General features: G+C 69.2%; 23 protein-coding genes and 2 tRNA genes. 12 read left to right on the plus strand and 13 right to left on the minus strand.

Annotated features, from left to right (window positions below):
• Positions 1–4: 4 nt before the first annotated feature.
• Positions 5–80, minus strand: a tRNA-Ile gene (locus ACFE87_RS22340).
• A 224-nt stretch (positions 81–304) separates the two neighbouring features.
• Between ACFE87_RS22340 and ACFE87_RS22345 the strand changes: the two genes are divergently transcribed.
• The 5 genes from ACFE87_RS22345 (at position 305) to denD (ending at position 5,324) form a co-directional block, all read left to right on the plus strand.
• A complete protein-coding gene (locus ACFE87_RS22345; protein WP_375461868.1) occupies positions 305–1,303 on the plus strand; it encodes a hypothetical protein in 999 nt (332 codons plus the stop codon).
• Between the two features lie 118 nt (positions 1,304–1,421).
• Positions 1,422–2,312, plus strand: coding sequence for an oxaloacetate decarboxylase (locus ACFE87_RS22350; protein WP_375461869.1), 891 nt, complete (start codon positions 1,422–1,424; stop codon positions 2,310–2,312).
• Complete coding sequence (locus ACFE87_RS22355) at positions 2,309–3,481, plus strand: GNAT family N-acetyltransferase (RefSeq protein WP_375461870.1); 1,173 nt, start codon at positions 2,309–2,311, stop codon at positions 3,479–3,481. Before ACFE87_RS22350 ends, ACFE87_RS22355 begins: the two co-directional genes overlap by 4 nt.
• Before the next feature lie 14 nt (positions 3,482–3,495).
• Positions 3,496–4,242, plus strand: a complete 747-nt coding sequence (locus tag ACFE87_RS22360; protein ID WP_375461871.1) for an SDR family oxidoreductase — start codon at positions 3,496–3,498, stop codon at positions 4,240–4,242.
• Positions 4,243–4,337: 95 nt separating this feature from the next.
• A complete protein-coding gene (denD, locus tag ACFE87_RS22365) occupies positions 4,338–5,324 on the plus strand; it encodes a D-erythronate dehydrogenase (RefSeq protein ID WP_375461872.1) in 987 nt (328 codons plus the stop codon).
• A gap of 12 nt (positions 5,325–5,336) precedes the next feature.
• Here the strand turns inward: denD and ACFE87_RS22370 are convergent, their stop codons facing one another.
• The 4 genes from ACFE87_RS22370 to ACFE87_RS22385 form a co-directional block, all read right to left on the minus strand.
• Positions 5,337–5,483, minus strand: a complete 147-nt coding sequence (locus ACFE87_RS22370; protein WP_375461873.1) for a hypothetical protein — start codon at positions 5,481–5,483, stop codon at positions 5,337–5,339.
• Positions 5,480–5,731 carry a hypothetical protein gene (locus ACFE87_RS22375; RefSeq protein WP_375461874.1) on the minus strand — a complete coding sequence of 84 codons (252 nt, stop codon included), beginning with the start codon at positions 5,729–5,731 and terminating at the stop codon, positions 5,480–5,482. Before ACFE87_RS22375 ends, ACFE87_RS22370 begins: the two co-directional genes overlap by 4 nt.
• Positions 5,732–5,794: 63 nt before the next feature.
• Positions 5,795–6,766 (minus strand): 2-hydroxyacid dehydrogenase, encoded by a 972-nt coding sequence (locus ACFE87_RS22380; protein WP_375461875.1) that lies wholly within the window; start codon positions 6,764–6,766, stop codon positions 5,795–5,797.
• An 85-nt stretch (positions 6,767–6,851) separates the two neighbouring features.
• On the minus strand, positions 6,852–7,100 hold the full coding sequence (locus ACFE87_RS22385; RefSeq protein WP_375461876.1) for a hypothetical protein: 249 nt from the start codon (positions 7,098–7,100) through the stop codon (positions 6,852–6,854).
• A 159-nt stretch (positions 7,101–7,259) separates the two neighbouring features.
• Between ACFE87_RS22385 and ACFE87_RS22390 the strand changes: the two genes are divergently transcribed.
• The 5 genes from ACFE87_RS22390 to ACFE87_RS22410 all read left to right on the plus strand — a co-directional run bounded on the left by ACFE87_RS22390 (position 7,260) and on the right by ACFE87_RS22410 (position 11,899).
• Complete coding sequence (locus ACFE87_RS22390; RefSeq protein WP_375461889.1) at positions 7,260–8,327, plus strand: ABC transporter ATP-binding protein; 1,068 nt, start codon at positions 7,260–7,262, stop codon at positions 8,325–8,327.
• An 80-nt stretch (positions 8,328–8,407) separates the two neighbouring features.
• Positions 8,408–9,718: an ABC transporter substrate-binding protein gene (locus ACFE87_RS22395; protein ID WP_375461877.1), complete on the plus strand. Its 1,311-nt coding sequence runs from the start codon at positions 8,408–8,410 to the stop codon at positions 9,716–9,718.
• 108 nt (positions 9,719–9,826) lie between these two features.
• Positions 9,827–10,783: a carbohydrate ABC transporter permease gene (locus ACFE87_RS22400; protein WP_375461890.1), complete on the plus strand. Its 957-nt coding sequence runs from the start codon at positions 9,827–9,829 to the stop codon at positions 10,781–10,783.
• Positions 10,784–10,823: 40 nt separating this feature from the next.
• Positions 10,824–11,720, plus strand: a complete 897-nt coding sequence (locus ACFE87_RS22405) for a carbohydrate ABC transporter permease (RefSeq protein ID WP_375461878.1) — start codon at positions 10,824–10,826, stop codon at positions 11,718–11,720.
• A gap of 104 nt (positions 11,721–11,824) precedes the next feature.
• A tRNA-Gly gene (locus tag ACFE87_RS22410) sits at positions 11,825–11,899 on the plus strand.
• A 116-nt stretch (positions 11,900–12,015) separates the two neighbouring features.
• On the opposite strand, the gene ACFE87_RS22415 is transcribed toward ACFE87_RS22410, so the two are convergent.
• Complete coding sequence (locus ACFE87_RS22415) at positions 12,016–12,798, minus strand: ThiF family adenylyltransferase (protein WP_375461879.1); 783 nt, start codon at positions 12,796–12,798, stop codon at positions 12,016–12,018.
• Between the two features lie 250 nt (positions 12,799–13,048).
• Here ACFE87_RS22415 and ACFE87_RS22420 point away from each other — a divergent pair, with 250 nt between their 5' ends.
• Positions 13,049–13,324 (plus strand): hypothetical protein, encoded by a 276-nt coding sequence (locus ACFE87_RS22420; RefSeq protein WP_375461880.1) that lies wholly within the window; start codon positions 13,049–13,051, stop codon positions 13,322–13,324.
• A gap of 6 nt (positions 13,325–13,330) precedes the next feature.
• On the opposite strand, the gene ACFE87_RS22425 is transcribed toward ACFE87_RS22420, so the two are convergent.
• Positions 13,331–16,816: an AAA family ATPase gene (locus tag ACFE87_RS22425; RefSeq protein WP_375461881.1), complete on the minus strand. Its 3,486-nt coding sequence runs from the start codon at positions 16,814–16,816 to the stop codon at positions 13,331–13,333.
• Positions 16,817–18,067: an exonuclease SbcCD subunit D gene (locus ACFE87_RS22430; RefSeq protein ID WP_375461882.1), complete on the minus strand. Its 1,251-nt coding sequence runs from the start codon at positions 18,065–18,067 to the stop codon at positions 16,817–16,819.
• 233 nt (positions 18,068–18,300) lie between these two features.
• Here ACFE87_RS22430 and ACFE87_RS22435 point away from each other — a divergent pair, with 233 nt between their 5' ends.
• On the plus strand, positions 18,301–18,525 hold the full coding sequence (locus ACFE87_RS22435) for a hypothetical protein (RefSeq protein ID WP_375461883.1): 225 nt from the start codon (positions 18,301–18,303) through the stop codon (positions 18,523–18,525).
• A gap of 28 nt (positions 18,526–18,553) precedes the next feature.
• Here the strand turns inward: ACFE87_RS22435 and ACFE87_RS22440 are convergent, their stop codons facing one another.
• From ACFE87_RS22440 to ACFE87_RS22460, 5 genes are all read right to left on the minus strand, one after another.
• On the minus strand, positions 18,554–18,742 hold the full coding sequence (locus tag ACFE87_RS22440) for a hypothetical protein (protein WP_375461884.1): 189 nt from the start codon (positions 18,740–18,742) through the stop codon (positions 18,554–18,556).
• Positions 18,743–18,871: 129 nt separating this feature from the next.
• Positions 18,872–19,414: a hypothetical protein gene (locus ACFE87_RS22445; RefSeq protein ID WP_375461885.1), complete on the minus strand. Its 543-nt coding sequence runs from the start codon at positions 19,412–19,414 to the stop codon at positions 18,872–18,874.
• A gap of 533 nt (positions 19,415–19,947) precedes the next feature.
• Complete coding sequence (locus ACFE87_RS22450; protein ID WP_375461886.1) at positions 19,948–20,622, minus strand: sulfite oxidase-like oxidoreductase; 675 nt, start codon at positions 20,620–20,622, stop codon at positions 19,948–19,950.
• Between the two features lie 6 nt (positions 20,623–20,628).
• Complete coding sequence (locus ACFE87_RS22455) at positions 20,629–21,636, minus strand: LLM class flavin-dependent oxidoreductase (protein ID WP_375461887.1); 1,008 nt, start codon at positions 21,634–21,636, stop codon at positions 20,629–20,631.
• A gap of 146 nt (positions 21,637–21,782) precedes the next feature.
• A partial coding sequence (locus tag ACFE87_RS22460; protein ID WP_375461888.1) for an efflux RND transporter permease subunit occupies positions 21,783–24,701 on the minus strand: 2,919 nt, incomplete at its 5' end.

The following is a 24,701-nucleotide window of genomic DNA, read 5'->3' on the forward strand; positions in this document are numbered from 1 at the left end:
TGCGTGGTGGGCCCGGCAGGACTCGAACCTGCAACCAGACCGTTATGAGCGGCCGGCTCTAACCATTGAGCTACAGGCCCGTTCTGTGTGTCGCACAGGACGAGGGCCGCCCGTCGCTCGCGCGACGCTTGGCAGGCGCGACCCTACTCCGCGACGGCGTGCTGCCCAAGTCTCTGCAAACGGCATCGCCCGAACCTCGTCGATCCGAAGAGGCGCAATCGAGCCGGCCGCGAGCAAAGCCCGACATGTTGACGCCTGATTCAGGCCTTAGGTTATCGCCTCCACCCAGTTTCCCGGGGCGTCCATGACGTCAGAGACGACCAGTCCGATTCTCGATCCTGCCGATATCCGCTCGCTCGACCGTCCGGCGCCGCGCCACACGGTCGTGCTCGCGGCCTCGCTCGGCATCATGGCCATGGCCGGCGTCGCCTTCGGAGCTTGGACCTGGTTCGATCGGGCGGCACCGCGTCGCATCTCGTCCGTCCGCATGGGTCCGATCGCCGAGATGCCGGAGATCCGGAACGGCGTGCCCGCGCTCGCCGGCGCCCGGTCGACCCCCGCCTCCGGCGCGCCTGCTGCTCCTCGCCTCGAACCGGCCGATCCCGAGCCTCGCCGGGTACGCACGGTCTCTGCGCCACCCCCGGCGCTGGCTCCCGCCGCCGCCGCTTCCCCCGGGCCCGACATCGTGGCCGCCAACGCGAAGGCGATGGCATCGACGGCCGCGAGCATTCAATTGCGCCCGAGCCTCGGCGCTCCGCTCGTGCCCTCTACGGCGCCGTCCTCCAACCTTCGGGACGCGGCTCGGCCCGCCGATCCGGTCGTGACCGCGGCTCCGGCTCCCGAGCGCGGCATTGCTTCGGCGGACAGGTCGGTTCCCGATGCGAGACGGACTGTGCCCTCCAGCGTACTGGTCGGCACCGACCCGGTCGAGGCCGCCGCTGCCCCGACGGAGGAGGCCCTGCCGGCTTCGCCGGTCGCGACCGCCGCTCGGTCCCCGGCGCCGGTGCAGCCCGCGGCCTCGCCCACGGCCGGGGCGCCTCCCCTTCCGCCGGCGCGTCCGGCCGCCCGGCAGCCCGCGCCGGCCAGCCTCGAGCGCGTCGCCACCTTGCAGCGGGCTCGGCCCGCGGCGCCCGGCCCGGCAATTCCGGCCGGAGCAGCGGCTTCGGCGCCTGAGCAACCGGCCCCGGAACGGGCCGAAATCTTCGGCATGCCCCTGCCGGGGTTCGTGCCGACCGGTCGGCAAATCCGTGAAGCCGCGGGCAGCGTCGCCGACGCCGTGGTGAACCTCCCGGACCGGTTCTAGGCGGACCAAGAAGCGGTCCGGACCTCCGCAACGAGACGGGACGGCCCTCGCGCCGGCGCGCGGTCGGATCGGCGAAAAAGGCTTGCCCTGACCCGCAAAGGGGCGTGAAACGTCGCGGATGAACGGATCCGTGCCTCCTTCCGAGCCCTGGGCGGCCCGCCGCGCCGCCTTCCGGGCTCTGCACACGAGCGGCTGTTTCGTGATCCCGAACCCCTGGGAGCCGGGCACGGCGCGATACCTCCTGCATCTCGGTTTCCGGGCGCTCGCAACCACCTCGTCCGGCTTCTCCTTCGGCCGCGCCCTGCCGGATACCGACGGAGCCGTGCCGCGCGACATGGCGCTCGCCCATATCGCCGAGATCGTCGCCGCGACCGACCTTCCGGTGAACGCGGATTTCGAATCCGGTTACGCCTCGGACGCAGAGGGCGTCGCGGAGAGCGTGCGGCTCTGCTGCGCGACGGGCGTTGCCGGGCTCTCGATCGAGGACGCGACCGGCGAGCGCGAGCGCCCCCTCTACGACCTCGGTGAAGCGCTGGACCGGCTTCGCGCCGCCAGGGACGCCGTGGATCGCGACGGCGGCGGCGTTCTCCTGACCGCCCGCTCTGAGTGTTTCCTGGTCGGCCATCCAGACCCGCTCCCGGAATCGGTTCGCCGTCTCCAGGCCTATGCCGAGGCCGGCGCCGACGTACTTTACGCGCCGGGTCTTCGGAGCGCGGACGAGATCCGGGCCGTGGTCGAGGCCGTCGCGCCGAGGCCGGTCAATCTCCTGATGAGCCAGAACACCGGGCTCACCGTCGCCGATGTGGCCGCGCTCGGCATTCGGCGCATCAGCGTCGGGTCCTCGCTCGCCCGTGCCGCCTGGACCGGCTTCATCCGGGCCGCCCACGCGATCGCCGAGGAGGGCAGTTTCCGGGGTTTCGACGGGACTGTGCCGTTTGCCGAGCTGAACGGCTTCTTCCGGCGCGACCTCGCCGGGCGGCAGAGCGCAAGGCCGGACGCCCCGTCGTGACCACCTCCGTCCGAGACCCGGCGACCGGACTTCCGATCGGGCCCGAAATCGACGCGACACCGGCCCGGCGCCCCGACCGGACAACGATCCTGGAGGGTCGTCACGTCAGTCTGGTTCCGGTCGATCCCGCGGCGCATGCGGAGGCGCTCTTCGCGGCGGCGCATGGTCCGGGCCACGAGGCCCTGTGGCTCTACCTCTTCCCGCATCCCTTCCCGGGCGGAGCCTCGTTTCGGGCCTATCTCGAGACGGTCGCGGCCGGCCAGGACCCGTTCATGCTGGCGATCCTCGACCGCGCGAGCGGAGAGGCCGTCGGCCACGCGACCTATATGCGGATCGAGCCCGAGCATCGGGTGATCGAGGTCGGCAACATCCTTTTCACGCCGACGCTGCAGCGGAGCCCGGCCGCGACCGAGGCGATGTATCTGATGGCCCGGCACGCCTTCGAGGTGCTCGGCTACCGGCGTTACGAGTGGAAATGCAACGCGCTAAACGCCCCGTCGCGCCGCGCCGCCGAGCGGCTCGGCTTCCGCTTCGAGGGGGTGTTCCGGGCCGACAAGATCGTGAAGGGCCGCAGCCGCGACACGGCCTGGTTCTCGATGCTCGACACCGAATGGCCCGCGCGCCGGCACGCGTTCGAGCGCTGGCTCGATCCCACCAATTTCGACGAGCACGGGCAGCAGCGCCTCAGCCTCTCGGCCCTGAATGCCACCTCGATTCCGGGCCATGCCTTGCGGCGGGCCGAGCCCGAGGACGCCCGCGCCTTCGAGGCGCTGCAGCAGCGGGCCTATGCCTGGAACCGGCGGGAGCTCGGGGTCGAGCCGGTGCCGCTGCTCACGCCCGTTGACGAGGTGCTGGCACGCTACGAGACCTGGCTCGACGAGGAGGAGGGGCAGCTCGTGGGTGCACTCGCCCTCGAACCCCATCCGGACCACCTCGTGATCTGGAGCGTCTCGGCGGATCCGGCGCGGCAGAATGCCGGCATCGGGCGCCGGCTGCTCGCGGCCGCGGAGGCGCGCGCCCGTGCGCTCGGCCTCGGCACGCTCCGGCTCTTCACCGGCGCGCCGCTCAAGAAGAACATCGACTGGTATGGCCGGCGCGGCTATGCGGTCGAGCGGAGCGAGGATCTGCCCGATCGCAGCCTCGTCCACATGGTCAAGAATATCGAATAGGACGGGAGACGAGGATGGCGGGACGGCTCGAAGGCAAGACGGCCGTGGTGACGGCGGCCGGTCAGGGGATCGGGCGCGCCATCGCGGAGCTCTTCGTCCGGGAAGGTGCGACCGTCTGGGCGACCGATCTCGACCGGGCCAAGCTCGACGGGATAGGCGCGGCCGAGACGCGTGCGCTCGACGCGCGCTCCACCCCGGCCGTCGAGGCGCTGGCGGCGGAGGCCGGGCCCATCGACATCCTGGTCAATGCCGCCGGCTTCGTTTTCCACGGCACCGTGCTCGAGACGTCCGAGGCCGATTGGGACTTCTCCTTCGACCTCAACGTGAAATCGATGCACCGGAGCATCAAGGCCTTCCTGCCCGGCATGCTGGAGAAGGGCGGCGGCTCGATCGTGAACATCGCGTCGGGCGCGTCCTCGGTGCGGGGCATCCCGAACCGCTACGTCTATGGCGCGTCCAAGGCAGCCGTGATCGGTCTCACCAAGGCGGTCGCGGCCGATTTCATCCGAAAGGGCGTACGGGCCAATGCGATCTGCCCGGGCACCATCCAGTCGCCCTCGCTGGACGAGCGCATCAACGCCCAGGCTCAGAGTTCGGGCCAGAGCATCGACGCCGTGCGGCAGGCCTTCGTGGACCGCCAGCCGATGGGCCGGCTCGGCACGGCGGACGAGATCGCCTGGCTGGCCGTGTATCTTGGCTCGGACGAGTCGAGCTACACGACCGGGCAGGTCCATCTCGCCGATGGCGGCTTTGCCTTGTGAGTGTGGGCGGGCGCGGGTTGTGCCGTTCACGAAAACGTGAGCGATAGGCGCGACCGGCCCATGTGGCCGCGCGCAGGCCAGGAGAACCGCCCAACATGAACATCCTCGTCCTCGGTGCGGCCGGCATGATCGGCCGCAAGCTCGTCGAGCGGCTCAGCCGCGAAGGGAGCCTGGGAGGGCGGCGGATCGAGCGCATGACGCTGTTCGACGTCGTGGCGCCGAAGGCACCTGAGGGGGTCGGCTTCGAGGTCCGCACGATGGCGGGCGACCTCTCCCAGCCGGGCCAGACGGAACGCCTGGTCGCGGACCGGCCGGACACGATCTTCCACTTGGCCGCGATCGTCTCGGGCGAGGCCGAGGCCGAGTTCGAGAAGGGCTACCGGATCAATCTCGACGCGACCCGGAACCTGTTCGAGGCCGTGCGGCGCTCCAATCCCGGCTACCGGCCCCGGATCGTCTTCACCTCGTCGATCGCAGTCTTCGGCGCTCCCTTCCCGGATGACGGGATCGGCGATGAATTCCACCACACGCCGCTCACCAGCTACGGCACGCAGAAGACGATCGGCGAGTTGCTGCTCGCGGATTACTCGCGGCGCGGCTTCCTCGACGGGATCGGTATCCGGCTGCCCACGATCTGCGTGCGGCCGGGCCTTCCGAACAAGGCCGCGTCGGGCTTTTTCTCCGGCATCATCCGCGAGCCGCTGAACGGCAAGGAGGCCGTGCTGCCGGTCGCCGACACGGTGCGGCATTGGCATGCCTCGCCCCGGGCCGCGATCCAGTTCCTGGTTCATGCCGCGACGCTGGACACCGCGCCGCTCGGCCAGCGCTGCAGCCTCACCATGCCGGGCCTGTCGGTGACGGTCGGCGAACAGATCGAGGCACTCCGCCGGGTCGCCGGCGATGCCGTCGTGGCCCGCATCCGGCGCGAGCCCGACCAAACCGTGATCGACATCGTGAAAGGCTGGCCCGAGCGCTTCGTCGCGAAACGGGCCGAGGCCCTCGGCTTCCGGGCCGAGAGCAGCTTCGACGACATCATCCAGGTCTATATCGACGAGGAACTCGGCGGCCGCGTCCCGGGCTAGGCAGCGGGTCGGTCAGCCGTCGGGAAACAGCCGGGCGAGTTCGGCCCTGAACGGGGCCGCGAGCGCGCGGTTCGTGGCCCGGGGCTCGTCCAGCGGGGCGTCGCCGGCAAGGTCGCTCGCGGCGATCCGGGCGGAATAGGCCGCGTTGCGCCAGATCACGGTCTTCGGGAACCACAGCGGGCCAGCGCGGCATCCCTCAACCGAAACCTGTCCTTGTAGACCTCGGACCGGCCACCGGTCGCGCGATCCTCCGCCTGCTCGACCGCCTGGTAGCAGGCGACGACCTTGCGGAGGATCGACGGCGTCAGCAACTCGAGCTTGGGCCGGCTCGACCGGTAGGCCGAGGCCGGCCCGGACGCGGCTACGAACACAAGCCCGACAAGGGCGGCCTTGGCGATGGTTCTCACGTCGAAGGCTCGCGATCGTGGTCGAGGATCTTGCTGAAGCCGCCGGGCGAGAGCCGCGGCGGATCAGGCGAAGGCCGTACCCCGGAACGGCGTCTCGGCCACGGGCGTCACCGGGCCCTTGCCGGAGAACCACGAGACGAGATTGTCGACGACGAGCTGACCCATGGCGCGCCGGGTCTCGACCGAGGCCGAGCCGACATGCGGCAGGAGCACGATGTGGTCCATGGCGACCAGCTCGGCCGGAACGCGGGGCTCGTCGGCGAAGACGTCGAGACCGGCCGTCAGGATGGTCTTGTCCCGAAGCGCCCGGACCAGCGCGGGCTCGTCGACCACGCTGCCGCGCCCGACATTGATCAAGATCCCGTCCGGCCCGAGAGCCTTCAGGACCTCGGCACCGACGATGCCGTTCGTCTCCACCCCGCCGGGAGCGACGCAGAGGAGGACGTCGCATTTCGCGGCGAGGTCCTTCAGCGTCGACTCGTAGCGGTACGGCACGCCGGCCTGTTCGCTGCGCCCGTAATAGGAGAGCTCGACATCGAAGCCTTCTAGCCGCTTCGCGATGGCCTTTCCGATCCGGCCGAGCCCCAGGATGCCGACCTTGCGGCCGCGGAGCGTCGGCGTCAGCGGGTAGGCCCCCTTCAGCCACTTGCCCTCGCGGAGGTGGCGGTCGGCCTGCGGCAGGTGGCGCACGGTCGCGAGCAGGAGCCCGAGCGCGAGATCGGCGACCTCCTCCGTCAGGACGTCCGGGGTGTTCGTGACGATGATGCCGCGCCGGCCCGCCTCCTTGGCGTCGATCGTGTCGTAGCCGACGCCCATATTCGCCACGATCTCGAGGTTCGGCAGCTTGTCGAAGATGGCCCCATCGATATGGGCATGGCCGCCGGGAGCAAGGCCACGGATGCTCGACGAAACCTCGCGGATGTAGCTCTCCGGGTCGGGCTGCTGCCAGGCGCGGCGCAGGGTGAAGGCCTTGTCGATGCCCTCCATGATGAGCGGCATCATGGGCGACAGCATCAGGATTTCGACGTCTTTCAATTCGGCACTCCTCCCGGGCACGGGCCCGGCACGATCATGCGGCGCGGCGCCGCGTGGGGGAAGGGGAAAACGTGGCCGGAGCGGATCAGCTGCCGCCGCCCATGCGCTCCCGCATCAACCGGGCGAGATCCGCCGGAGTCCGGACCGTCGTCGCCTTCACGGCGCGGGAGCCGCAAGCCGAGCATCTCAGCCGTCGGGTGAGATGGACGAGCGGCGCGTCGGCGACCCGGTCGTCATCTCCGTCGAGCGATCCGCGCCGGCCGCAGGACAGGCACTGGACGTCGATCCTCGCAGCAGAGGCGCGGAGCGGCTGCCGCTCGTCGGGATCGTCCATGCGGGGATTCCGCCCGGCGGACCGGAAGAGTCAAGCGTCCTGCCGCGGCCAAGCCTCGTCTGAAAGCATGACGCGGCGGCGCTGGTGCGCCGGCCCGGCCTCGTGCTAGTCACGACCGGCTTCAACCTGACCCAGATCAGGCGCGGCACGGGAGGGAACATGGCCTCGGTAGGCATTCGCGACGTACGCAAGGCGTTCGGATCGACGAACGTGCTTCACGGTGTGTCGGTGGACATCCGGGACGGCGAATTCGTGATCCTGGTCGGCCCCTCCGGCTGCGGGAAGTCGACGCTTCTGCGCATGATCGCCGGGCTCGAGAATATCTCCGGCGGCGAGATCCGGATCGGCGACCGCGTCGTCAACGACATGCCGCCGAAGGAGAGGGACATCGCCATGGTGTTCCAGAATTACGCGCTCTACCCGCACATGACCGTGCGGGACAACATGGCCTTCTCGCTGAAGCTCCGGAAGGCTCCCAAGGAGGAGATCCAGTCCCGGGTCGCGAAGGCCGCCGGCATCCTCGGCCTGGGCGCCCTGCTCGACCGCTTCCCCCGCCAGCTCTCCGGCGGCCAGCGCCAGCGCGTCGCGATGGGCCGGGCGATCGTGCGCGACCCGCAGGTCTTCCTCTTCGACGAGCCGCTCTCGAACCTGGACGCGAAGCTCCGGGTGGCGATGCGGACCGAGATCAAGGAACTGCACCAGCGCCTGAAGACCACGACCGTCTACGTCACCCACGACCAGATCGAGGCCATGACCATGGCCGACAAGATCGTCGTCATGCATGACGGCATCATCGAGCAGATCGGCGCGCCGCTCGACCTCTACGACCGGCCGAACAACCTCTTCGTGGCCGGCTTCATCGGCTCGCCGGCGATGAACTTCATCTCCGGCCGCGTGCGGGCCAACGGCAAGTTCTCCTTCGTTACGGATGCCGGCCTCGACATTCCGCTCGACCGCATCCCCCCGGGGGTCGAAGGCAAGGCGCTCGTCCTCGGCGTCAGGCCGGAGCATTTCACCGTCGCGCCCGAGGGGTTCCCGGTCGAGGTGGTGGTGGTCGAGCCGACCGGCTCCGAGACGCTGCTCGCCCTACGGGCGGGCGGACAGGACCTGACCTGCGTGTTCCGCGAGCGCGTCCTGCCGAAACCCGGCGAGACGATCCGGATCAAGCCGAACGCGGACCTCGTCCACATCTTCGATGCCGAGACGGGTTTGCGGCTCGGCGACTGAACAAACGGGCCGGCATCTCGCCGCACCCGCCAGAGAGGCGAAAAGCCTCCGGACCTCATCAGCTCTAGGAGACGCTCTCTATGACACCCTTCGATCGTCGTTCCATCCTCAAGGGCGGAGCCGCCGCCGGCCTCGCTGCCAGTGCCGGCCTGGCCAGTTTCGCCACCGCCTGGGCCCAAACCGCACAATGGAAGCCCGAAGCCGGCGCCAGCCTCAACCTCCTGCGCTGGAAGCGTTTCGTCGTGGCCGAGGACGAGGCCTTCATGCGGATGGTCGACGCCTTCACCAAGGCGACCGGCGTCAAGGTCAACGTCACGAACGAATCCTTCGACGACATCCAGCCCAAGGCCTCCGTGGCTGCCAATACCGGCCAGGGGCCGGACATGGTGTGGGGCTTGTATTCCTTCCCGGCCCTGTTCCCGGCGAAATGCCTTGAAGTCGGCGACGTCGCGGATTATCTCGGCAAGAAGTACGGCGGCTGGGTTCCGGCGGCGGAAGCGTACGGCAAGATCAAGGGCAAGTGGATCGCGATCCCGGTCGCGTTCAATGGTGGCTACATCAATTACCGGATTTCGGCCGTGAAGAAGGCCGGGTTCGACAAAATCCCGACCGATCTGCCGGGCTTCCTCGAACTGACCCGTGCCCTGAAGAAGAACAACACTCCGGCCGGTTTTGCGCTCGGCCACTCGACCGGCGATGGCAATTCGTGGACCCACTGGATCCTGTGGGCGCACGGCGCCAACCTCGTCGATGCGAACGAGAAGATCGTCATCGACTCGCCCGAGACGGCCAAGGCCCTCGAATACGTCAAGTCGCTCTACGAGAACTTCATTCCCGGCACCGCGTCCTGGAACGATTCGTCGAACAACAAGGCGTTCCTGTCCGGTGAACTCTACATGACGCATAACGGCATCTCGATCTATGCCGCAGCCAAGAACGAGAAGCCGGAGATCGCGGCCGACATGGACCACGCGCTGTTCCCGGTCGGGCCGGTCGGCAAGCCGACCGAGTTCCAGCTCGCCTTCCCGATCCTCGCCTACCAGTACACCAAGTTCCCGCAGGCCTGTAAGGCGTTCATGGCCTTCATGCTCGAGGCCGAGAACTACAATCCGTGGCTGGAGGGCGCGCAGGGCTACCTGACGCACCCGCTCAATGCCTACGACAGCAACCCGGTCTGGATGAAGGACCCGAAGAACGCCGTGTTCAAGGAAACGGCCAAGCGCACGCTCGCGGCGGGCGGGCTCGCCCCGGTCAGCGAGAGGATCGGCGCCGTCCTGGCCGATTTCGTGATCGTCGACATGTTCGCCGGTTACTGCACCGGCCGCAGCGACCTCAAGGGCTCGATCAGGACCGCCGAGCGGGCGGCGCAGCGCATCTTCCGCAACACCTGAGCATCATCGTAACACGCGACCCCGTTCATGCCGGCGAAAGCCGGCACCCAGCATTCCGGCTGGGCCCCGGCTTTCGCCGGGGTGAGCGGCGAGCCGGATAGGTCCAAGATGGCGAATATCGCATTGGGATCCGCCCCGCCGGCCGTCAGGCCCGGCGTGTCGTTCTGGGAGCGGCTGAAACTCCGCCGGGGCTGGCTGGGCTTCTGGTTCATGCTGCCGGCCGCCGCGATCCTGATCCTGTTCCTCGGCTACCCGCTGCTGAAAGGCACCTGGCTCTCCTTCACCAACGCCAAGATCGGCCGCGCCGGCGAGTGGATCGGCTTCGAGCATTACGAGTGGCTGTGGGACGACGACGTCTTCTGGCTCTCGGTTTTCAACACGCTGCTCTATACGAGCATCGCCTCGGTCGTGAAATTCGCGATCGGGCTCTACCTCGCGCTCCTCCTGAACAAGCATATCCCGTTCAAGTCGCTCATCCGCTCGATCGTGCTGATCCCCTTCGTCGTGCCGACGGTACTCTCGGCGATCGCCTTCTGGTGGATCTTCGACAGCCAGTTCTCCATTGTGTCCTGGTCCCTGCGCCACATGGGCGTGATCGACCGGAACATCGATTTCCTCGGCGACGCCAACAATGCGCGGGCCTGCGTGATCTTCGCCAATATCTGGCGCGGCATTCCGTTCATCGCGATCACGCTCCTGGCCGGCCTGCAAACCGTGTCGCCGTCGCTCTACGAGGCCGCCGTGATCGACGGCGCGACGCCCTGGCAGATCTTCAAGAAGATCACGCTGCCGCTCCTCACGCCCATCATCGCCGTCGTCATGACGTTCTCGGTCCTGTTCACCTTCACGGATTTCCAGCTGATCTGGGCCATGACGCGCGGCGGCCCGGTGAACGCCACGCATCTGATGGCCACCCTCTCCTACCAGCGCGGCATCCTGTCGGGCTCGCTCGGCGAGGGTGCCGCGATCGCGACCGCGATGGTGCCGTTCCTGCTCGGCGCGATCGCGATCTCCTGGTTCGGGCTGCAGCGTCGCGCCTGGCAGCATGGCGGGGCGGATTCGTGATGCCGCCCCTCCTCCCCCTTTCGCTCCTGGAGTCCGCGTCATGGCGGTGACCGCGACCCGCGTCGGCGACCTCGACGACAAGTCGGAGGGCATGGCGTATCTAGAGACGCTGCCGCGCCGCATCGTCACGACCTACATCCCGCTCGGGCTGATCCTGATCGTCCTTCTGTTCCCGTTCTACTGGATGGTGCTGACGGCGATCAAACCGGACGAGCAGCTCATCGACATGGAGCGCTACAACCCGTTCTGGGTGGTCGGGCCGACCTTCAAGCACATCTACAAGCTACTCTTCGAGACGAATTATCCGCTCTGGCTCTGGAACACGATGTACGTGTCCGTCGCGGCCACGATCCTGTCGCTCTTCGCCAGCGTGCTCGCCGCCTATGCGATCGTGCGCATCCGCTACAAGGGCGCGAGCTGGATCGGCGGAGCGATCTTCCTCGCCTATCTCGTGCCGCCCTCGATCCTGTTCATTCCGCTCGCGACCATCATCCAGGCCTATGGCCTGTTCGATTCGCCGCTCGCCCTGATCCTCGCCTATCCGACTATCCTGATCCCGTTCTCGACCTGGCTCCTGATGGGCTATTTCAAGACGATTCCCTACGAGCTGGAGGAATGCGCGCTGATCGACGGCGCGAGCCGCTGGCAGATCCTGACCAAGATCGTTCTGCCGCTCGCCATCCCGGGCCTCATCTCGGCCGCCATCTTCTCGCTGACGCTGTGCTGGAACGAATTCATCTACGCGCTGACCTTCATATCCTCGACCCAGAACAAGACCGTCCCGGTCGCGATCGTGAGCGAGTTCGTGGACGGCGACATCTATCGCTGGGGCTCGCTCATGGCGGGCGCGCTCGTCGGCTCGCTCCCGCTCGTGATCCTGTATTCCTTCTTCGTGGATTACTATGTCTCGGCCCTGACCGGAGCCGTGAAGGAATAGCCGGGCCGGTGTTCGGAACGGCCGCGGCCATGCCCCTTGAAAAGCGCGGCCGCTTCGGGCACATGGACTGAACGACGACGGGGCCCCGGCCCCGCGCCGCGGATGCGGGTGTAGCTCAGGGGTAGAGCACAACCTTGCCAAGGTTGGGGTCGAGGGTTCGAATCCCTTCGCCCGCTCCAAACTCCCGCTGGTTCCGCGACGACGTACAAGGGTCTCCGACCTTGCGGGTCATCTTCGGCCCAAGTGTCGGTCTTGTTTCCCTCCGATCCGCCATCCTACGCCTTCCTGCCCCTGCTCAGGCCGCGTGCTTCGTCCCGGAGAGCGGGTTCTCGTCGTCCCACCCGTAGCGGAGGGTCTCGAACCGCATCCCCATCGCGTCGACCATGAGGAGGCGCCCGACGAGGCCGTCGCCGAATCCTACGATCTCGCGGATCACCTCCATGGCCATCAGCGAGCCCAGCACCCCGGCGAGCGCGCCGAGCACGCCGGCCGCCTCGCAGGTCGGGACCGTGCCGGCAGGCGGAGGTTCCGGGAAGAGGCAGCGATAGGTCGGGTTCGGACGTCCGTCCGGGCCGGCCTCGTGCGCCCGGAGGGTGGTGAGCGAGCCGTCGAAAGGCCCGAGCGCCGCCGTGACCAGCGGCCGCCCTTCGTGGAAACAGGCGTCCGAGGCGGCGTAGCGCGTGTCGAAATTGTCGGACCCGTCCGCCACGACGTCGTAGGCTGCGACGAGCGTCCGGGCATTCTCCGGCGTGAGCCGCATCGCGTGCCGGACCACCACGACATGCGGATTCAGCCGCGCGACCGCGTCGGCCGCGCTCTCGATCTTGGGCCGGCCGAGATCGGGCGTGCCGTGCAGCACCTGCCGCTGCAGGTTCGACAGGGACACGGTGTCGTCGTCGACGATGCCGATCGTGCCGATCCCGGCCGCGGCCAGATACTGGATCAGCGGTGAGCCGAGCCCGCCCGCGCCGACCACCAGCACCCGCGCCCGCCTGAGCTTCTGCTGCCCGGGGCCGCCGACCTCCCGCAGCACGAGGTGGCGGGCATAGCGTTCGATCTCGTCGGGTGACATCGCCATGCGGGGGATATGGCGCAGACCGGGCCGGTTCGACAGGGCTTTCGCATTTTTGGCGAGGCCAGCTTCTTCCTCCCCCTCCGGGGAGGGAGAGACGTAGCGGGACCGTCTAGATGCGACTGCACTCCGCAGGGGGAGATGCGTTCCGGCTCCCCCTCTTCCTTCGTGGAGGCCGCTATGCCGGTCTGGAAGGTGCGGCGGAGTCGCGACTCACCTATCTGCAGGAGGCAGGCAACGGCAGGTCGGGACCAGGATGAGCACGAAACCGAACGGGCAGGAGACAGCGAGCGCGGCCGCGCGGCCCGCGCCTGCGCCTGCGCGGCACAATCGAAAAATCCTCTGCCATCTCTGCTGCTCGCCGCTCGCGAAGGACGATCGGCACCATTACGGCTACCAATGCCACGCTTGCGTGATCCGCGAGCACGATCTCGTCCTGATGGTGGCGAAGGACCCGGACCATCCGGAGGCCGGTTGGCTCGAACTGAGCCCGGTCGAGTTCGCCCGGCGCGATCCGAACCGGACCGCCTAACTCTCCTCAGCCGAGATCGATCACGTCGACGGCGTCGCCGAGACGCTCCCGAGCCAAGGACGCCACCTGCTCGTGGTGCGTGAACAGGATCGGCTGCAGGTCGTGGCCGATCGATGCCAGCGCCTCGAGACCGTGGCCGGTGCGGGCATCGTCGAAGGTCGCGAAGATGTCGTCGCCGACGAAAGGCGACGGCTCCGAGCGGCGGGCGAAATCCTCAAGATAGGCGAGCCGGAGCGCGAGGAAGAGCTGGTCGCGCGTGCCTTCGCTCATCTCGTCCACGCCGACACTGCGGCCGCCGGCCGCGCGCTGGCCACGCAGATGCGGCTGGTCGGCATCGTCGAAGGATTGCGCGAGCGCCGCGAAATTGCCGCCGGTCAGCCCGGCGAAGATCTCCCCCGCCCGGCGGAGCAGCGGGTCCTGCTGCCCGGCCCGGTGCCGCTCGACCGCGTTGCCGAGGAGGAGCGCGCCGAGCTTCAGGACGACGTAGCGGCGGGCGGTTTCGCGGATCTCCGCCTCGGCGGCGCGCTTGCGGGCGGCCGAGAGTTCGGCGCCGACCCCGCCCTCGATCTCGCGGCGGCGGCGAGCCAGTTCCTCCTGCTTCGCGTAAACCTCCCGGCCCTCCTGATCGAGGCGGGCTTCCTCCTCGCCGAGAAGAAAAAGCCGGCCGACGATCGCGTCCGGCGGCCCGGCTTCGTCCAGCTCGCGCCGAAGCGCCTCCCTGTCGAGGCCGTCGCCCGACCGGGACAGCTCGGCCTCGACCTGCCGGATGTCTGCTTCCAGCCCGGAGCGTTCGCGCAACCGCGCGAGAAGCGGCTCGAGATCGGTCCCGGCCGGGACGGCGGAGCGAGTCAGCAGTTCCGCGAGGGTGCGGCCGGCCTGTTCGGCCCCGAGCGCAGCCTCGTCGCGGAGACGGGCGGCGGCCGCGACGGTCTTCGCGAGCGCGTCGCGCCGAATCTCCGCCTCCCGGGCGGCTTCCGCGCGTGTTCCGAGCCAGGTCGCGGCATCGAGCACCGGCATCTCGGTGCCGGGCGAGACGGCCCTCACGATGCGGTCGACCTCCGCCTCGTAGAGGGCAAGATCCCGCCGGATCCCCTCGACCCGCGCGCGCCGATTGCCCTGCTCGCGGAGCAGGCCCGGAACCTGCCCCCAGGCCTCGAGCGCGGCGCCGGCCTCCTCGATCCGGGTTTCGGCTGGCAGGTTCAGCGCCGCGACGCCCGCCTCCCAGCGAAGACGCCAGCCGGTCTCCCGCTCCCGCGCCGTCGCGAGCGCCGCGTCGGCCGCCGCAACAGCCTCTTCCGTGGTCCTGATCCGGGTCTCGCCGTCGCGGGCGGCGTCCCAGGTCTCGGAAAGCCCACGCAACCGCTCCGCGACCCGGTCCGTTGCGAGAGCGAGGTCGAGGCCGGCCAGCGTGGTGAGCCCGAGCCGCTCGGCCAGCGCGACGAGAGCGGGCCGCACGGCCTCGATCCGCTCGACCACCAGCGCGAGGTCGACGCGGCGACGGGCCAGTGCCCCGTGGCGCTCGACGAGGCCGCTCGCGGTCGCGAGCCACTCGGCCATATCCGAGGGGGGATGGGGCACGATGCCGGTCGACTGCCAGAGGGCGATCCAATCCGCATCGGCTTTCGCCGCCGTGGCCTCAGTGCCGGCCAGGGCGGCATCGGCAGCCGAGACTTCGTCTCGCAAGGTCGGCAGCCGCCGGAGATCGGACGCATGTTCGGCGGCGCGCTCGGCTTCGACCGCGAAGAGATCCGCCAGCCGATCCGCTGCTTGGAGCCCTCGCTCCGCGCGCGCGACGGTCGCGGCCAGGGCGGCGCCGCCCGGCGCCCCGGCCTCGCCGAAGGCGGCTGCCCGCACGCCGTGCCAGGCCTCGTCTCGCTCCGCCCGGAGCGCCAGCAGCGTCGCCCGATCGGGAACGGGGCCATCGGCCCTGCGGCTGGCGATCCGGTCCGCGACGGCGCGCTCGGCGGTCCGGGCGGCGTGACGCTGGTCCAGCGCCCGCTCGCGCCGGCGGGACGCGGCGTCGAGGTCGGAGCCGAACCGCCGGATTGTCTCGGCCGAGGGTAGCGGGAGCGAGGCCAATGCGTCGGCAGAGGCGATAGCGGGCGAGAGCCGCCGCACGAGACCGTCGAGCGCCTGCGTGTCGCGGCGCAGCTCCGCGGCCGCTTCGTCGCGGCGGCTCGTCTCGCGCAACACCGGTGCGATCGCCTCGAAGTCTTCCCGGATCGAGGCCGGGTCGACGAGGGGGCCGCGCTCCCGGCGGGCCGCGAGGAGCGAGGCGAGGTCGCGCCGGCGCGCCTCCAGCTCGCGCCCAACGCGGCCGAGATCGGCCTGCACCTCGCGTCCTTCCTCGATCAGCGCCGCCACCCGCACCCGCACCAGGTCCGTTGGCTGGGCGGCGGCGACCGACTCGGCGTCGGCAAGGCCGACCCGGATCGCGATCTCGGCCAGGTCCCGGGCAAAACCCTCCTGTTCGGTCCGCACCCGCGGCAGGTCGCGGACTTTGCTTTCGTAATCCGCCACGCCCTGGATGAGCCGGCGGATGCCGTCCTGATGCGGCGCGAGGGCCGGGTCGGTGGAGAGCGACGCCAGATCCCGCTCGGCCCTTGCGAACGCCGCCTCGGCCTCGGCCAGCCGCTCGCGGGCCGCAAGGTCAGCCCGATGCCGGCGCCCGACTTCCTCCACCGCATCGTCCTCCATCGGGACGAGGTCCGCGAAGCGCGACTGGGCCGCGGCGAGGCCATCGAGCCCGTGGAGGAGAGGCGTGACGCGCTGCAGCCGCTGCAGCCGGGCGGTCTCGACGGCGATGCCGCCCCTTCGGCCCGCGATCTCGGCCAGGCGGGCGACGGCGGCATCCAGTTGCGCATTCAGGTCGCGCCAGGCCTCGGCGCCGATCCGCTCAGTCCCGACCGCCTTGTGGTGGTCCTTGTACCGGTCGATCGCCTGGGTGAGCAGGCGTTTTTGCGCGCGGGGCGTGTAGATTTGGGCGGCTTCGTCGTCGAGGTCGCGCGCGGTGTCGCGGTAGCCACGAAGGCCCGAGGCGGCGGCGAAGAGGGTCGCGCCGACCTCGCCATCCGCCCGCAGCATCTCCCGCCCGCCCGCCCGCAACACCTCGGCGTTCAGGCCGAAGGCGTTGCAGAACACCGACCGGCCGAGACCGCCGAGGAAGGGCGCGAGCGCGTCGTCCGGGATGGCGCCCCCGGCCGGATCGCTCAGCAGGTTCTTGCGCCCTTTCCGGCGGAAGAAGGCGAGCCGCCGGCCTCCGTCACGGGCCTCGATCTCGGCGCCGAGCCGGATCCCCTCGTCCCGGTGCAGGAAATCGTAGCGCGTCCGCTCCTCGATCCCGAACAGCACGTCGGTGACGGCCGCGAGAGCGCAGCTCTTCCCGGCCTCGTTCGGGCCGACGACCACATGCAGCCGGGCATCGGGCCGGAACGTGAGCCGGCGGCCGGTGAAGGGGCCGTAGCGGGCGAGGTCGAGCGCGAGGAGGCGCATCTAGCAGCCCCGCCCGCGAAGGCGCGACATCACGGTCGCCTCCGCCTCGACGCAGAGCTGGTCGAGGTCGAGCACGAGGTCGGGCTCGTCCGTCGCCCCCATCCCGCCCGGCAGCTTGGCCGTGATCTCGGCGATGATCTCGCGCGCCCTCTCGCGGAAGGCCGGGTCGCGGTCGAGATCGGCCAGGAGGGTCGCGGGATCGAGCAGCCCGACCCGCTCGGCATCACCCCGCGCGGCGGGGCGGCGCGTGCCGATGCGGAGCGATTCCAGCCAGACATGCTCGTGGTGGCGATGGGCGGCGGCCTGGATCTCGGCCGCGATCCGCTCGCGGTCTCCGGCCAGTCCGTTATGCAGGTGGGTCGAGCCCCGGAGCGCGACCCGCAGCGCGAGCAGGCGCTCGCCGAGCCCAGCCACATGCGGCTGGAGCGCCGCCTCGACCAGGTCGATCGCGGCCCGCTCCGTCTCGGCCGGCTCGATGTCGATCTCGAGGCTCGCCCAGCGGGCATGGTCGAGGACGAGGCGGCGGATCGCGGCCACCCGCCCGTCCACCACGTCGACGGCCACCGCACCCCTCGGGCCGCATTCCCGCACGCTGCGGCCCTGCAGGTTGCCCGGGAAGATGATGTGGGGATCGAGCGAGATCTCGGCGTAATCGTGCACGTGGCCGAGTGCCCAGTAGTCGTAGCCGCGGGCGACGAGTTCGGCCGGCGAGCAGGGCGCATAGGTCGCGTGCGCCGCATGTCCCGAACAGGACGTGTGCAGGATGCCGAGGTTGAACCAGCCCGGCACGGGATCCGGATAGCTCCGGGCGAAGCTCTCGTCCGGGACGGCCCGATCGGCGAAGCTGCGCCCGTGCAGGGCGACACGAAGGGCGTCGAGCCGGTGGGTCAGGGCCCGGTCGCTCGAGAATTCGAGCACGCCGTCCGGCAGGCGCACGGAGCGGGTCACGACGCTCTCGGCATCGTGGTTGCCGCGCACGAAGGCGACCGGGATGCCGCTCTTCGCCAGCCGCGAGACCTGCTGGGCGAAGAAGAGCCCGATCGAAAGATCGGCCCAGTCGCGGTCGTAGATGTCGCCCGCGATGACCACGAAGGCGACCTGTTCCTCGATCGCCAGAGTGCAGAGATCGGCGAAGGCCTTGCGGCCCGCCGCCGCGAAACGCTCGGCGATGCCGGCATCCTTCGCGGCGAGCCCGGCGAGGGGGCTGCCGAGATGGAGGTCGGCCGCGTGCAGGAAGGTGAAGGAGGTCACGGGGCCCGTCCCCGTGCCGGAAGCCGCCCGAATCCCGATTGCCGTGAGGTCATGACGGGATGTGTTCGAGATCGGCCACGCGCTTGGCAAGGCCGGCCTGTGGATGACGCGGTCGCGACGGAAGGCGATGACCCGTCCGCCGGATCGGCCGCGATCGCGTCACGCGCGAAGTTCACCGAGGAGGGGTGGGCAATCGGTGCTAGGGTACGGCCGCATCAGACCGGCGGCACCCCATGACCACCTTCATCGTACAGCTTCGCAGCACGGAGACCCGCAGCTGGGGCAATCAGGCGGAAGTCCAGGCCGACTCGGCGGCCGAGGCCGCGGAACAGGAAGCAGGCGAGTCTCTCCGGCAGGGAGCGGGCGTCCGGAGCGATCTTCGGGCCCGCGTCTGGGCGACACCCTTCGGCTCTCAGCCCGAAATCTCGTTCTACCGGGTTCCGCCGGAGGCGAACTGAGCCGGGACACGCGCGTTCGGCATCCGCGTCACCACTCGATCCAGGCTTCCCCGTTGAAGATCCAATAGGCGCCGCCGGGCTTGCGCCTGAGGTCGCCCGGCCTCGCCCTCTCGGTCATGTCCGGCGGATTGTCCTGTTCGGACAGCGCCAGAAGATAGGCGAAAAAGCCGAGATCCGGGTCGCGCGGCTCGGCAATGATGTGGTCGGCTGGCGGCACGGAGCGAATCGTCGGTTGCGTGCCGAGCACTCTGTTCCGAGATGCCGCCGCGGTCCATCGAAAACCGGTCCGGCATCAAGGACTTGGGCCGCCGCACGGACCCGCGCGGGGCGCGGATCGTGCCGGCGGTCAGCCGTTCAGCTCTTCCCGCATCTTCTGGCCGCCGATGACGCTGCGGGCATATTGCTCCCAGCTGGAACGGGTCCAGAGGAGGTTCGCGGTGAGCGCCTTGGCGGTGTTCTCGAGCTCGTCGAGCGCCCTCAGGTTCTCGACGAACAGCGCCGAGAGGTTCGCCGAGACGTCGCCCGACTTCGTGGTCTCGATCGAGGTCTCGAGCGTCTCGCCCGTCCGCCTGACCTCCGGGAGAATGCTCTCCAGGGTTTCGTAGAGGCGCGTGCGCTCCCGCTCGGCCGTCTCGAGGTGGAGACGCTGCTGCTCGAGGAGCCGCACCATCATGGTCCAGTCACGACCACGGCGCTCCAGGTCCTCGGCCACTGCCGCGAACCCGCCCGAAATCTGACGCGGGAGGCCGGCGGGCTGGTGGAGATCCACCTCCCGATCTGGGGTCTGCGCCTCGACGCGGGGCTCCTGATCAAGCCTGAGCGAATAGGGGTCGCGGCGGAAGGACGTGACGTCGGACGGCAGGTCTACACGGTCAGCGATGGTCGTCATCTGGATGTCTCACACCTAAGTCATTCATTGATAACGAGAGTTTCTAGACCGGCCGGAAAACGTGCGCCAGCATTGGATTAAGTTTAGGTTAATTGTGACAGACTGGGCTGGATTCGCTCGCTTCGGAGGGTCCCGGAGCCCGCCAAAAATGCCCCGGGCGGCGGCCTTGCAAACCGGCAACACCGGAATGGGATCAACTTTCATCCACAGGTTCATTCGGCCGATTTTCGCGGGGCTGTGATACGGTCGAACCACGGCATCAAAGGGGCTTCCGTGGTCGATCATACAACGCTCGCAGGCGCCGAAAGACTCGTGCCGTCACAGGCGTCCAGCCCTGCCCAGCTTTGGGCCATGGCGTCCGATTTCGACCGCTGGGGACTTGCTCCGGAGGCCGAGCTGGCCCGCCTCCGCTATCGTCAGAGGCTGGTAGAGACGCTTCTCGAGGGAGGCCGGAGGCCGGCGCCGATCCGGCCTTCGCAAAGCCCCCTGCCCGGACGCTGACCCGCCCGGCCTCGGTCGACCGACCCCGCTCCTCAGGGCTCGTCCAAATAGCGCTGTTCGCGCCACGGATCACCGCGCTCGTGGTAGCCGCGGATCTCCCAGAAGCCGGGCTGGTCGTCGTGCATGAAGGCGATCTCCCGGAGCCACTTGGCGCTTTTCCAGAAGTAGAGATGCGGCACGACGAGGCGGACCGGTCCGCCATGCTCCGCCGTCAGCGGCCTTCCTTCCCAGGAATGGGCCACGATCGCGTCCTCGGCCGCGAAATCCTCGAGCGGCAGATTCGTCGTGTAGCCGTCGTAGCTCGCGAGGGCGACGAAACGGGCCTCCGGCCTCGGCCGCACCGCCGCGATCAGGTCGCGGGTCGACACGCCGTTCCAGCGATTGTCATAGCGCGACCAGGTCGTGACGCAGTGGATGTCCGACATGGACTGCCGTTGCGGCAGCGCCCGGAAGCCGGGCCAATCCCAGGTGGTCGGCTTCTCGACCGCGCCGAACACCTTGAGGCGCCAGCGCTCGTGCGACACCTCGGGCTGCAGGCCGAGATCGAGCACGGGCCAGTTCCGCACCAGATGCTGCCCGGGCGGCAGCCGATCCGCCTCGGGCCGGGCGATCCGACCGGTGAGAAAGCGGCCCTCCTCCGCCCATAACTGCTTCGTCCGGGTCAGCTTCGTCGCTTCCCCCGAAACGGGGTCGGTCTCGTCGGCCATTTCGGCTCAGGCTGCGACGGCCCGCGGCCCGAGATCGCGGGCCACATCGGCCAGGATCTCATAGGAGCGCAGCCGGGCGGAATGGTCGTGGATGGCCGACGCCACCATGATCTCGTCCGCCCCCGTCTCGGCGATGAAAGCCAGGAGCCCGCGCCGGACCGTCTCGGGCGAGCCGACGAAGGAACGGGCCAGCATCCCGGAGGCCTGCGCCTTCTCGCGGGGCGACCAATAGGTCTCGATGTCGTCGATCGGCGGCAGGAGCTTTCCGCGGGTGCCGCGGAAGAGGTTCGTGAAACTCTGCTGGGCCGAGGTGAAGAGCCGTCGTGCCTCCGCGTCGGTATCCGCCGCGATCACGTTGGCGCCGACCATGGCGTGAGGCCGACCGAGCTGCGCCGAGGGCTCGAATCGTTCGCGATAGACCTGGAGAGCCTGGAGGAGGGCCTCCGGGGCGAAATGCGACGCGAAGGCGTAAGGGAGGCCCAGCATGGCGGCGAGCTGTGCGCCGAAGAGGCTCGAGCCGAGGATCCAGAGCGGCACGTTCGAGCCGCCACCCGGGACCGCCTGGACCGTCTGGCCGGGTCCGACCGGGCCGAGGAGGGCCTGCAATTCGAGCACGTCCTGCGGGAAGGTGTCCGCGGCTTCGGGATCGCGCCGCAAGGCCCGCTGCGTGCGGCCGTCGGTGCCGGGCGCGCGCCCGAGCCCGAGATCGATACGGCCGGGATAGAGGGCCTCCAACGTCCCGAATTGCTCGGCGATGACGAGCGGCGAATGGTTCGGCAGCATGATCCCGCCCGAACCGACCCGGATCGTGCGCGTGCCGGCGGCGAGGTAGCCGACGACGACCGAGGTCGCCGCACTCGCGATGCCGATCATGTTGTGATGCTCGGCCACCCAGTAGCGCTGGTAGCCCCAGCCTTCGGCATGGCGGGCGAGGTCGAGCGAGTTCCGCAGCGCGTCCCCGGGGGTGGAGCCCTGCGGGACGGGAGCGAGATCGAGGATCGAGAAAGCGGTCATGGGCCTCGTTCCGGAGCTTGCGCCAGGTCGGGCGCCGTTCAGTCTCGAAAGATCGCGCCGGCCCGGCCCCGTTACAAGCCGCCCAGGATGACGGGCCGCATGCGCCCGGAACGGGCCTTGGTCGGTCGACGTCCTCGTCGGCACCGTCAGGTCAGCGCTGGGGCGAGCGGCCGTTCGACCGCGTGCGGTTCGGGAGCGACGGCGACGTCGGACGGCTCCGGGCCGCCATGCTGCTTCAGCGGTCGGTTGCCGGCGAGACGCCGGAGGACGACGTAGAAGACCGGCGTCAGGAAGAGCCCGAAGGCGGTGACGCCGAGCATGCCGGAGAAGACCGCGATGCCCATCGCGCGCCGCATCTCGGCGCCCGCGCCCGTGGAGGTCACGAGCGGCAGGACGCCCATCACGAAGGCGAGCGAGGTCATCAGGATCGGCCGGAGCCGGAGTCGGCTCGCCTCGATCGCGGCCTGGACCGGGTTGCGGCCGGCGAATTCGAGCTCGCGCGCGAATTCGACGATCAGGATCGCGTTCTTGGCCGAGAGGCCGACGAGCACGATCAGCCCGATCTGGGTGAAGATGTTGTTGTCGCCTGCCGTCAGCCACACGCCGGTGAGCGCCGCGAGCAGTCCCATCGGCACGATGAGGATGATGGCGATCGGGAGCGTCAGGCTCTCGTATTGCGCGGCCAGCACCAGGAAGACGAGCAGCAGCGCGAGCGGAAAAACGACGATCGCGGAATTGCCGGCGATGATCTGCTGGTAGGTCAGCTCCGTCCATTCGTAGCTGAATCCCTTGGGCAGGGTCTCGGCCGCGACCCGGGCCACCGCATCCTGCGCCTGGCCGGTCGAATAGCCCGGGGCCGGCCCGCCATTCACGTCCGCGGCCAGGAAGCCGTTATAGCGCATCGCGCGCTCCGGGCCGGCCGCGGACTTGACGTTGAGAAGGGCGGCGAGCGGGATCATGTCGCCGCTCTTCGAACGCACCTTCAGCCGCCCGATATCCTCGGCCCGCGCCCGATAGGCCGCGTCGGCCTGGACCCGCACGGAATAGGTGCGGCCGAACTTGTTGAAATCGTTCACGTAGAGCGAGCCGAGATAGATCTGCATCGTCTCGAACACGTCGGTCACGGCGACCCCGAGCTGGCGCGCCTTCACCCGGTCGATATCGGCGTAGAGCTGGGGCACGTTGACCTGGTAGCCCGAGAACACGCCCGTGAGCTCGGGCGCCTGCCGGGCCTTCGCCACGAATGCTTTCGCGGCTTCGTCCAGCGCCTCGTAGCCGCGGCCCGCACGGTCCTCGATCTGCAGCTTGAAGCCGCCGATCGTGCCAAGCCCCTGCACGGGCGGCGGCGGAAAGATGGCGATGAACGCCTCCTCGATCGCCGCGAACTTGCCGTTCAGCTCCTTCGCGATCGCGGCCCCGCTGAGCTCCGCGGTCTTGCGATCCTCGAACTTGCTGAGGCCGACGAAGACGATGCCGGCATTCGAGCTGTTCGTGAAACCGTTGATCGAGAGGCCCGGGAAGGCGATCGCGTTGTCGACGCCCGGCTGTTTCAGCGTGATCTCGCTCATCCGGCGGATCACGTCCTCGGTCCGGTCGAGCGTGGCGCCGTCCGGCAGCTGGGCGAAGCCAACGAGATATTGCTTGTCCTGGCCCGGCACGAAGCCACCCGGCACCGCCCTGAATGCGACGAATGTCAGCCCGACGAGCAGGACGTAGACGCCCATCACGACCGCCTTGCGCGAGGTAATGCGCCGGACGCCGCCGCTATAGGCGTCCGAGCTGCGCTTGAACGCCTTGTTGAAGCCTCGGAAGAGCCAGCCGAGCGCGCCATCGATGATGCGGGTCAGCCGGTCTTTCGGCACGTCGTGGCCGCGCAGCAGAAGGGCTGCAAGCGCCGGCGAGAGCGTCAGCGAGTTGATGGCCGAGATCACGGTCGAGATCGCGATCGTGAGCGCGAATTGCCGGTAGAACTGCCCGGTCAGCCCGGTGATGAAGGCGAGCGGCACGAAAACCGCGACGAGGACGAGCGCGATCGCGATGATCGGGCCCGAGACCTCGCGCATGGCCCGGTAGGTCGCCTCGCGCGGCGCGTAGCCCTCCTCGATGTTGCGCTCGACATTCTCGACCACGACGATCGCGTCGTCGACCACGATGCCGATCGCGAGAACCAGCCCGAACAGGCTGAGCGCGTTGATGGAGAAGCCGAAGAGATGCATCGCGCCGAACGTGCCGACGATCGAGACCGGCACGGCGAGGAGCGGGATGATGGAGGCCCGCCACGTCTGCAGGAACAGGACGACGACGAGGACGACCAGCAGCACCGCTTCCAGCAGGGTGTGGATCACGGCCTCGATCGAGGCGCGGACGAACTGGGTCGTGTCGTAGACGATCGCGTAATCGACGCCCTCCGGCATGTTCTCCTTGATCTCGGCCATGACCTTGCGGACGTTGTCCGAGATTTCGATCGCGTTCGAATTCGGGGCCTGGAAGACCGGGGCGGCGACGGCCGACTTGTTGTTCAGGAGCGAGCGCAGCGCGTAGCTGGCGGCGCCGAGCTCGATCCGGGCCACGTCGCGCAGGCGCGTGACCTCGCCCCTGTCGCCGGCCTTGACGACCATGTCGCCGAATTCCTCCTCCGTCTCGAGCCGGCCCTGTGCGTTCACGGAGAGCTGGAGATCCAGATTCGGCAGGCCGGGCGAGGCGCCGACGACGCCGGCCGCGGCCTGGACGTTCTGTGCCCGGATTTCCCTGACGACATCGCTCGGGGAGAGACCGTGCTCGGCGACTTTCTGCGGGTCGAGCCAGATCCGCATGGAATAATCGCCCGAGCCGAAGAGCTGGACGTCGCCGACGCCCTCGATGCGGGCGAGCCGGTCCTTGACGTTCAGCACCGCGTAATTCCGCAGATACGTCATGTCGTAGCGGCCGTTCGGCGAGGTGATGTGCACGACCAGCATCAGGTCGGGCGAGCTCTTGATCGTCGTGACGCCGAGCGCACGCACCTCCTGCGGCAGGCGCGGCTCGGCCTGCGACACGCGGTTCTGGACGAGCTGCTGGGCCTTGTC

It is taken from the genome of uncultured Enterovirga sp. (genome assembly GCF_964242715.1).
GTDB lineage: Bacteria > Pseudomonadota > Alphaproteobacteria > Rhizobiales > Beijerinckiaceae > Enterovirga.

What these genes read in the sequence shown, in the direction of transcription:
- ACFE87_RS22455 (WP_375461887.1), bottom strand. Translation starts at nt 21,636, where the DNA reads ATGACCGCTTTCTCGATCCTCGATCTCGCTCCCGTCCCGCAGGGCTCC.
- ACFE87_RS22435 (WP_375461883.1), top strand. Translation starts at nt 18,301, where the DNA reads ATGACCACCTTCATCGTACAGCTTCGCAGCACGGAGACCCGCAGCTGG.
- ACFE87_RS22395 (WP_375461877.1), top strand. Translation starts at nt 8,408, where the DNA reads ATGACACCCTTCGATCGTCGTTCCATCCTCAAGGGCGGAGCCGCCGCC.
- ACFE87_RS22385 (WP_375461876.1), bottom strand. Translation starts at nt 7,100, where the DNA reads ATGGACGATCCCGACGAGCGGCAGCCGCTCCGCGCCTCTGCTGCGAGG.
- ACFE87_RS22360 (WP_375461871.1), top strand. Translation starts at nt 3,496, where the DNA reads ATGGCGGGACGGCTCGAAGGCAAGACGGCCGTGGTGACGGCGGCCGGT.
- ACFE87_RS22450 (WP_375461886.1), bottom strand. Translation starts at nt 20,622, where the DNA reads ATGGCCGACGAGACCGACCCCGTTTCGGGGGAAGCGACGAAGCTGACC.
- ACFE87_RS22345 (WP_375461868.1), top strand. Translation starts at nt 305, where the DNA reads ATGACGTCAGAGACGACCAGTCCGATTCTCGATCCTGCCGATATCCGC.
- ACFE87_RS22425 (WP_375461881.1), bottom strand. Translation starts at nt 16,816, where the DNA reads ATGCGCCTCCTCGCGCTCGACCTCGCCCGCTACGGCCCCTTCACCGGC.
- ACFE87_RS22390 (WP_375461889.1), top strand. Translation starts at nt 7,260, where the DNA reads ATGGCCTCGGTAGGCATTCGCGACGTACGCAAGGCGTTCGGATCGACG.
- ACFE87_RS22415 (WP_375461879.1), bottom strand. Translation starts at nt 12,798, where the DNA reads ATGGCGATGTCACCCGACGAGATCGAACGCTATGCCCGCCACCTCGTG.
- ACFE87_RS22405 (WP_375461878.1), top strand. Translation starts at nt 10,824, where the DNA reads ATGGCGGTGACCGCGACCCGCGTCGGCGACCTCGACGACAAGTCGGAG.
- ACFE87_RS22350 (WP_375461869.1), top strand. Translation starts at nt 1,422, where the DNA reads ATGAACGGATCCGTGCCTCCTTCCGAGCCCTGGGCGGCCCGCCGCGCC.
- ACFE87_RS22400 (WP_375461890.1), top strand. Translation starts at nt 9,827, where the DNA reads ATGGCGAATATCGCATTGGGATCCGCCCCGCCGGCCGTCAGGCCCGGC.
- denD (WP_375461872.1), top strand. Translation starts at nt 4,338, where the DNA reads ATGAACATCCTCGTCCTCGGTGCGGCCGGCATGATCGGCCGCAAGCTC.
- ACFE87_RS22445 (WP_375461885.1), bottom strand. Translation starts at nt 19,414, where the DNA reads ATGACGACCATCGCTGACCGTGTAGACCTGCCGTCCGACGTCACGTCC.
- ACFE87_RS22420 (WP_375461880.1), top strand. Translation starts at nt 13,049, where the DNA reads ATGAGCACGAAACCGAACGGGCAGGAGACAGCGAGCGCGGCCGCGCGG.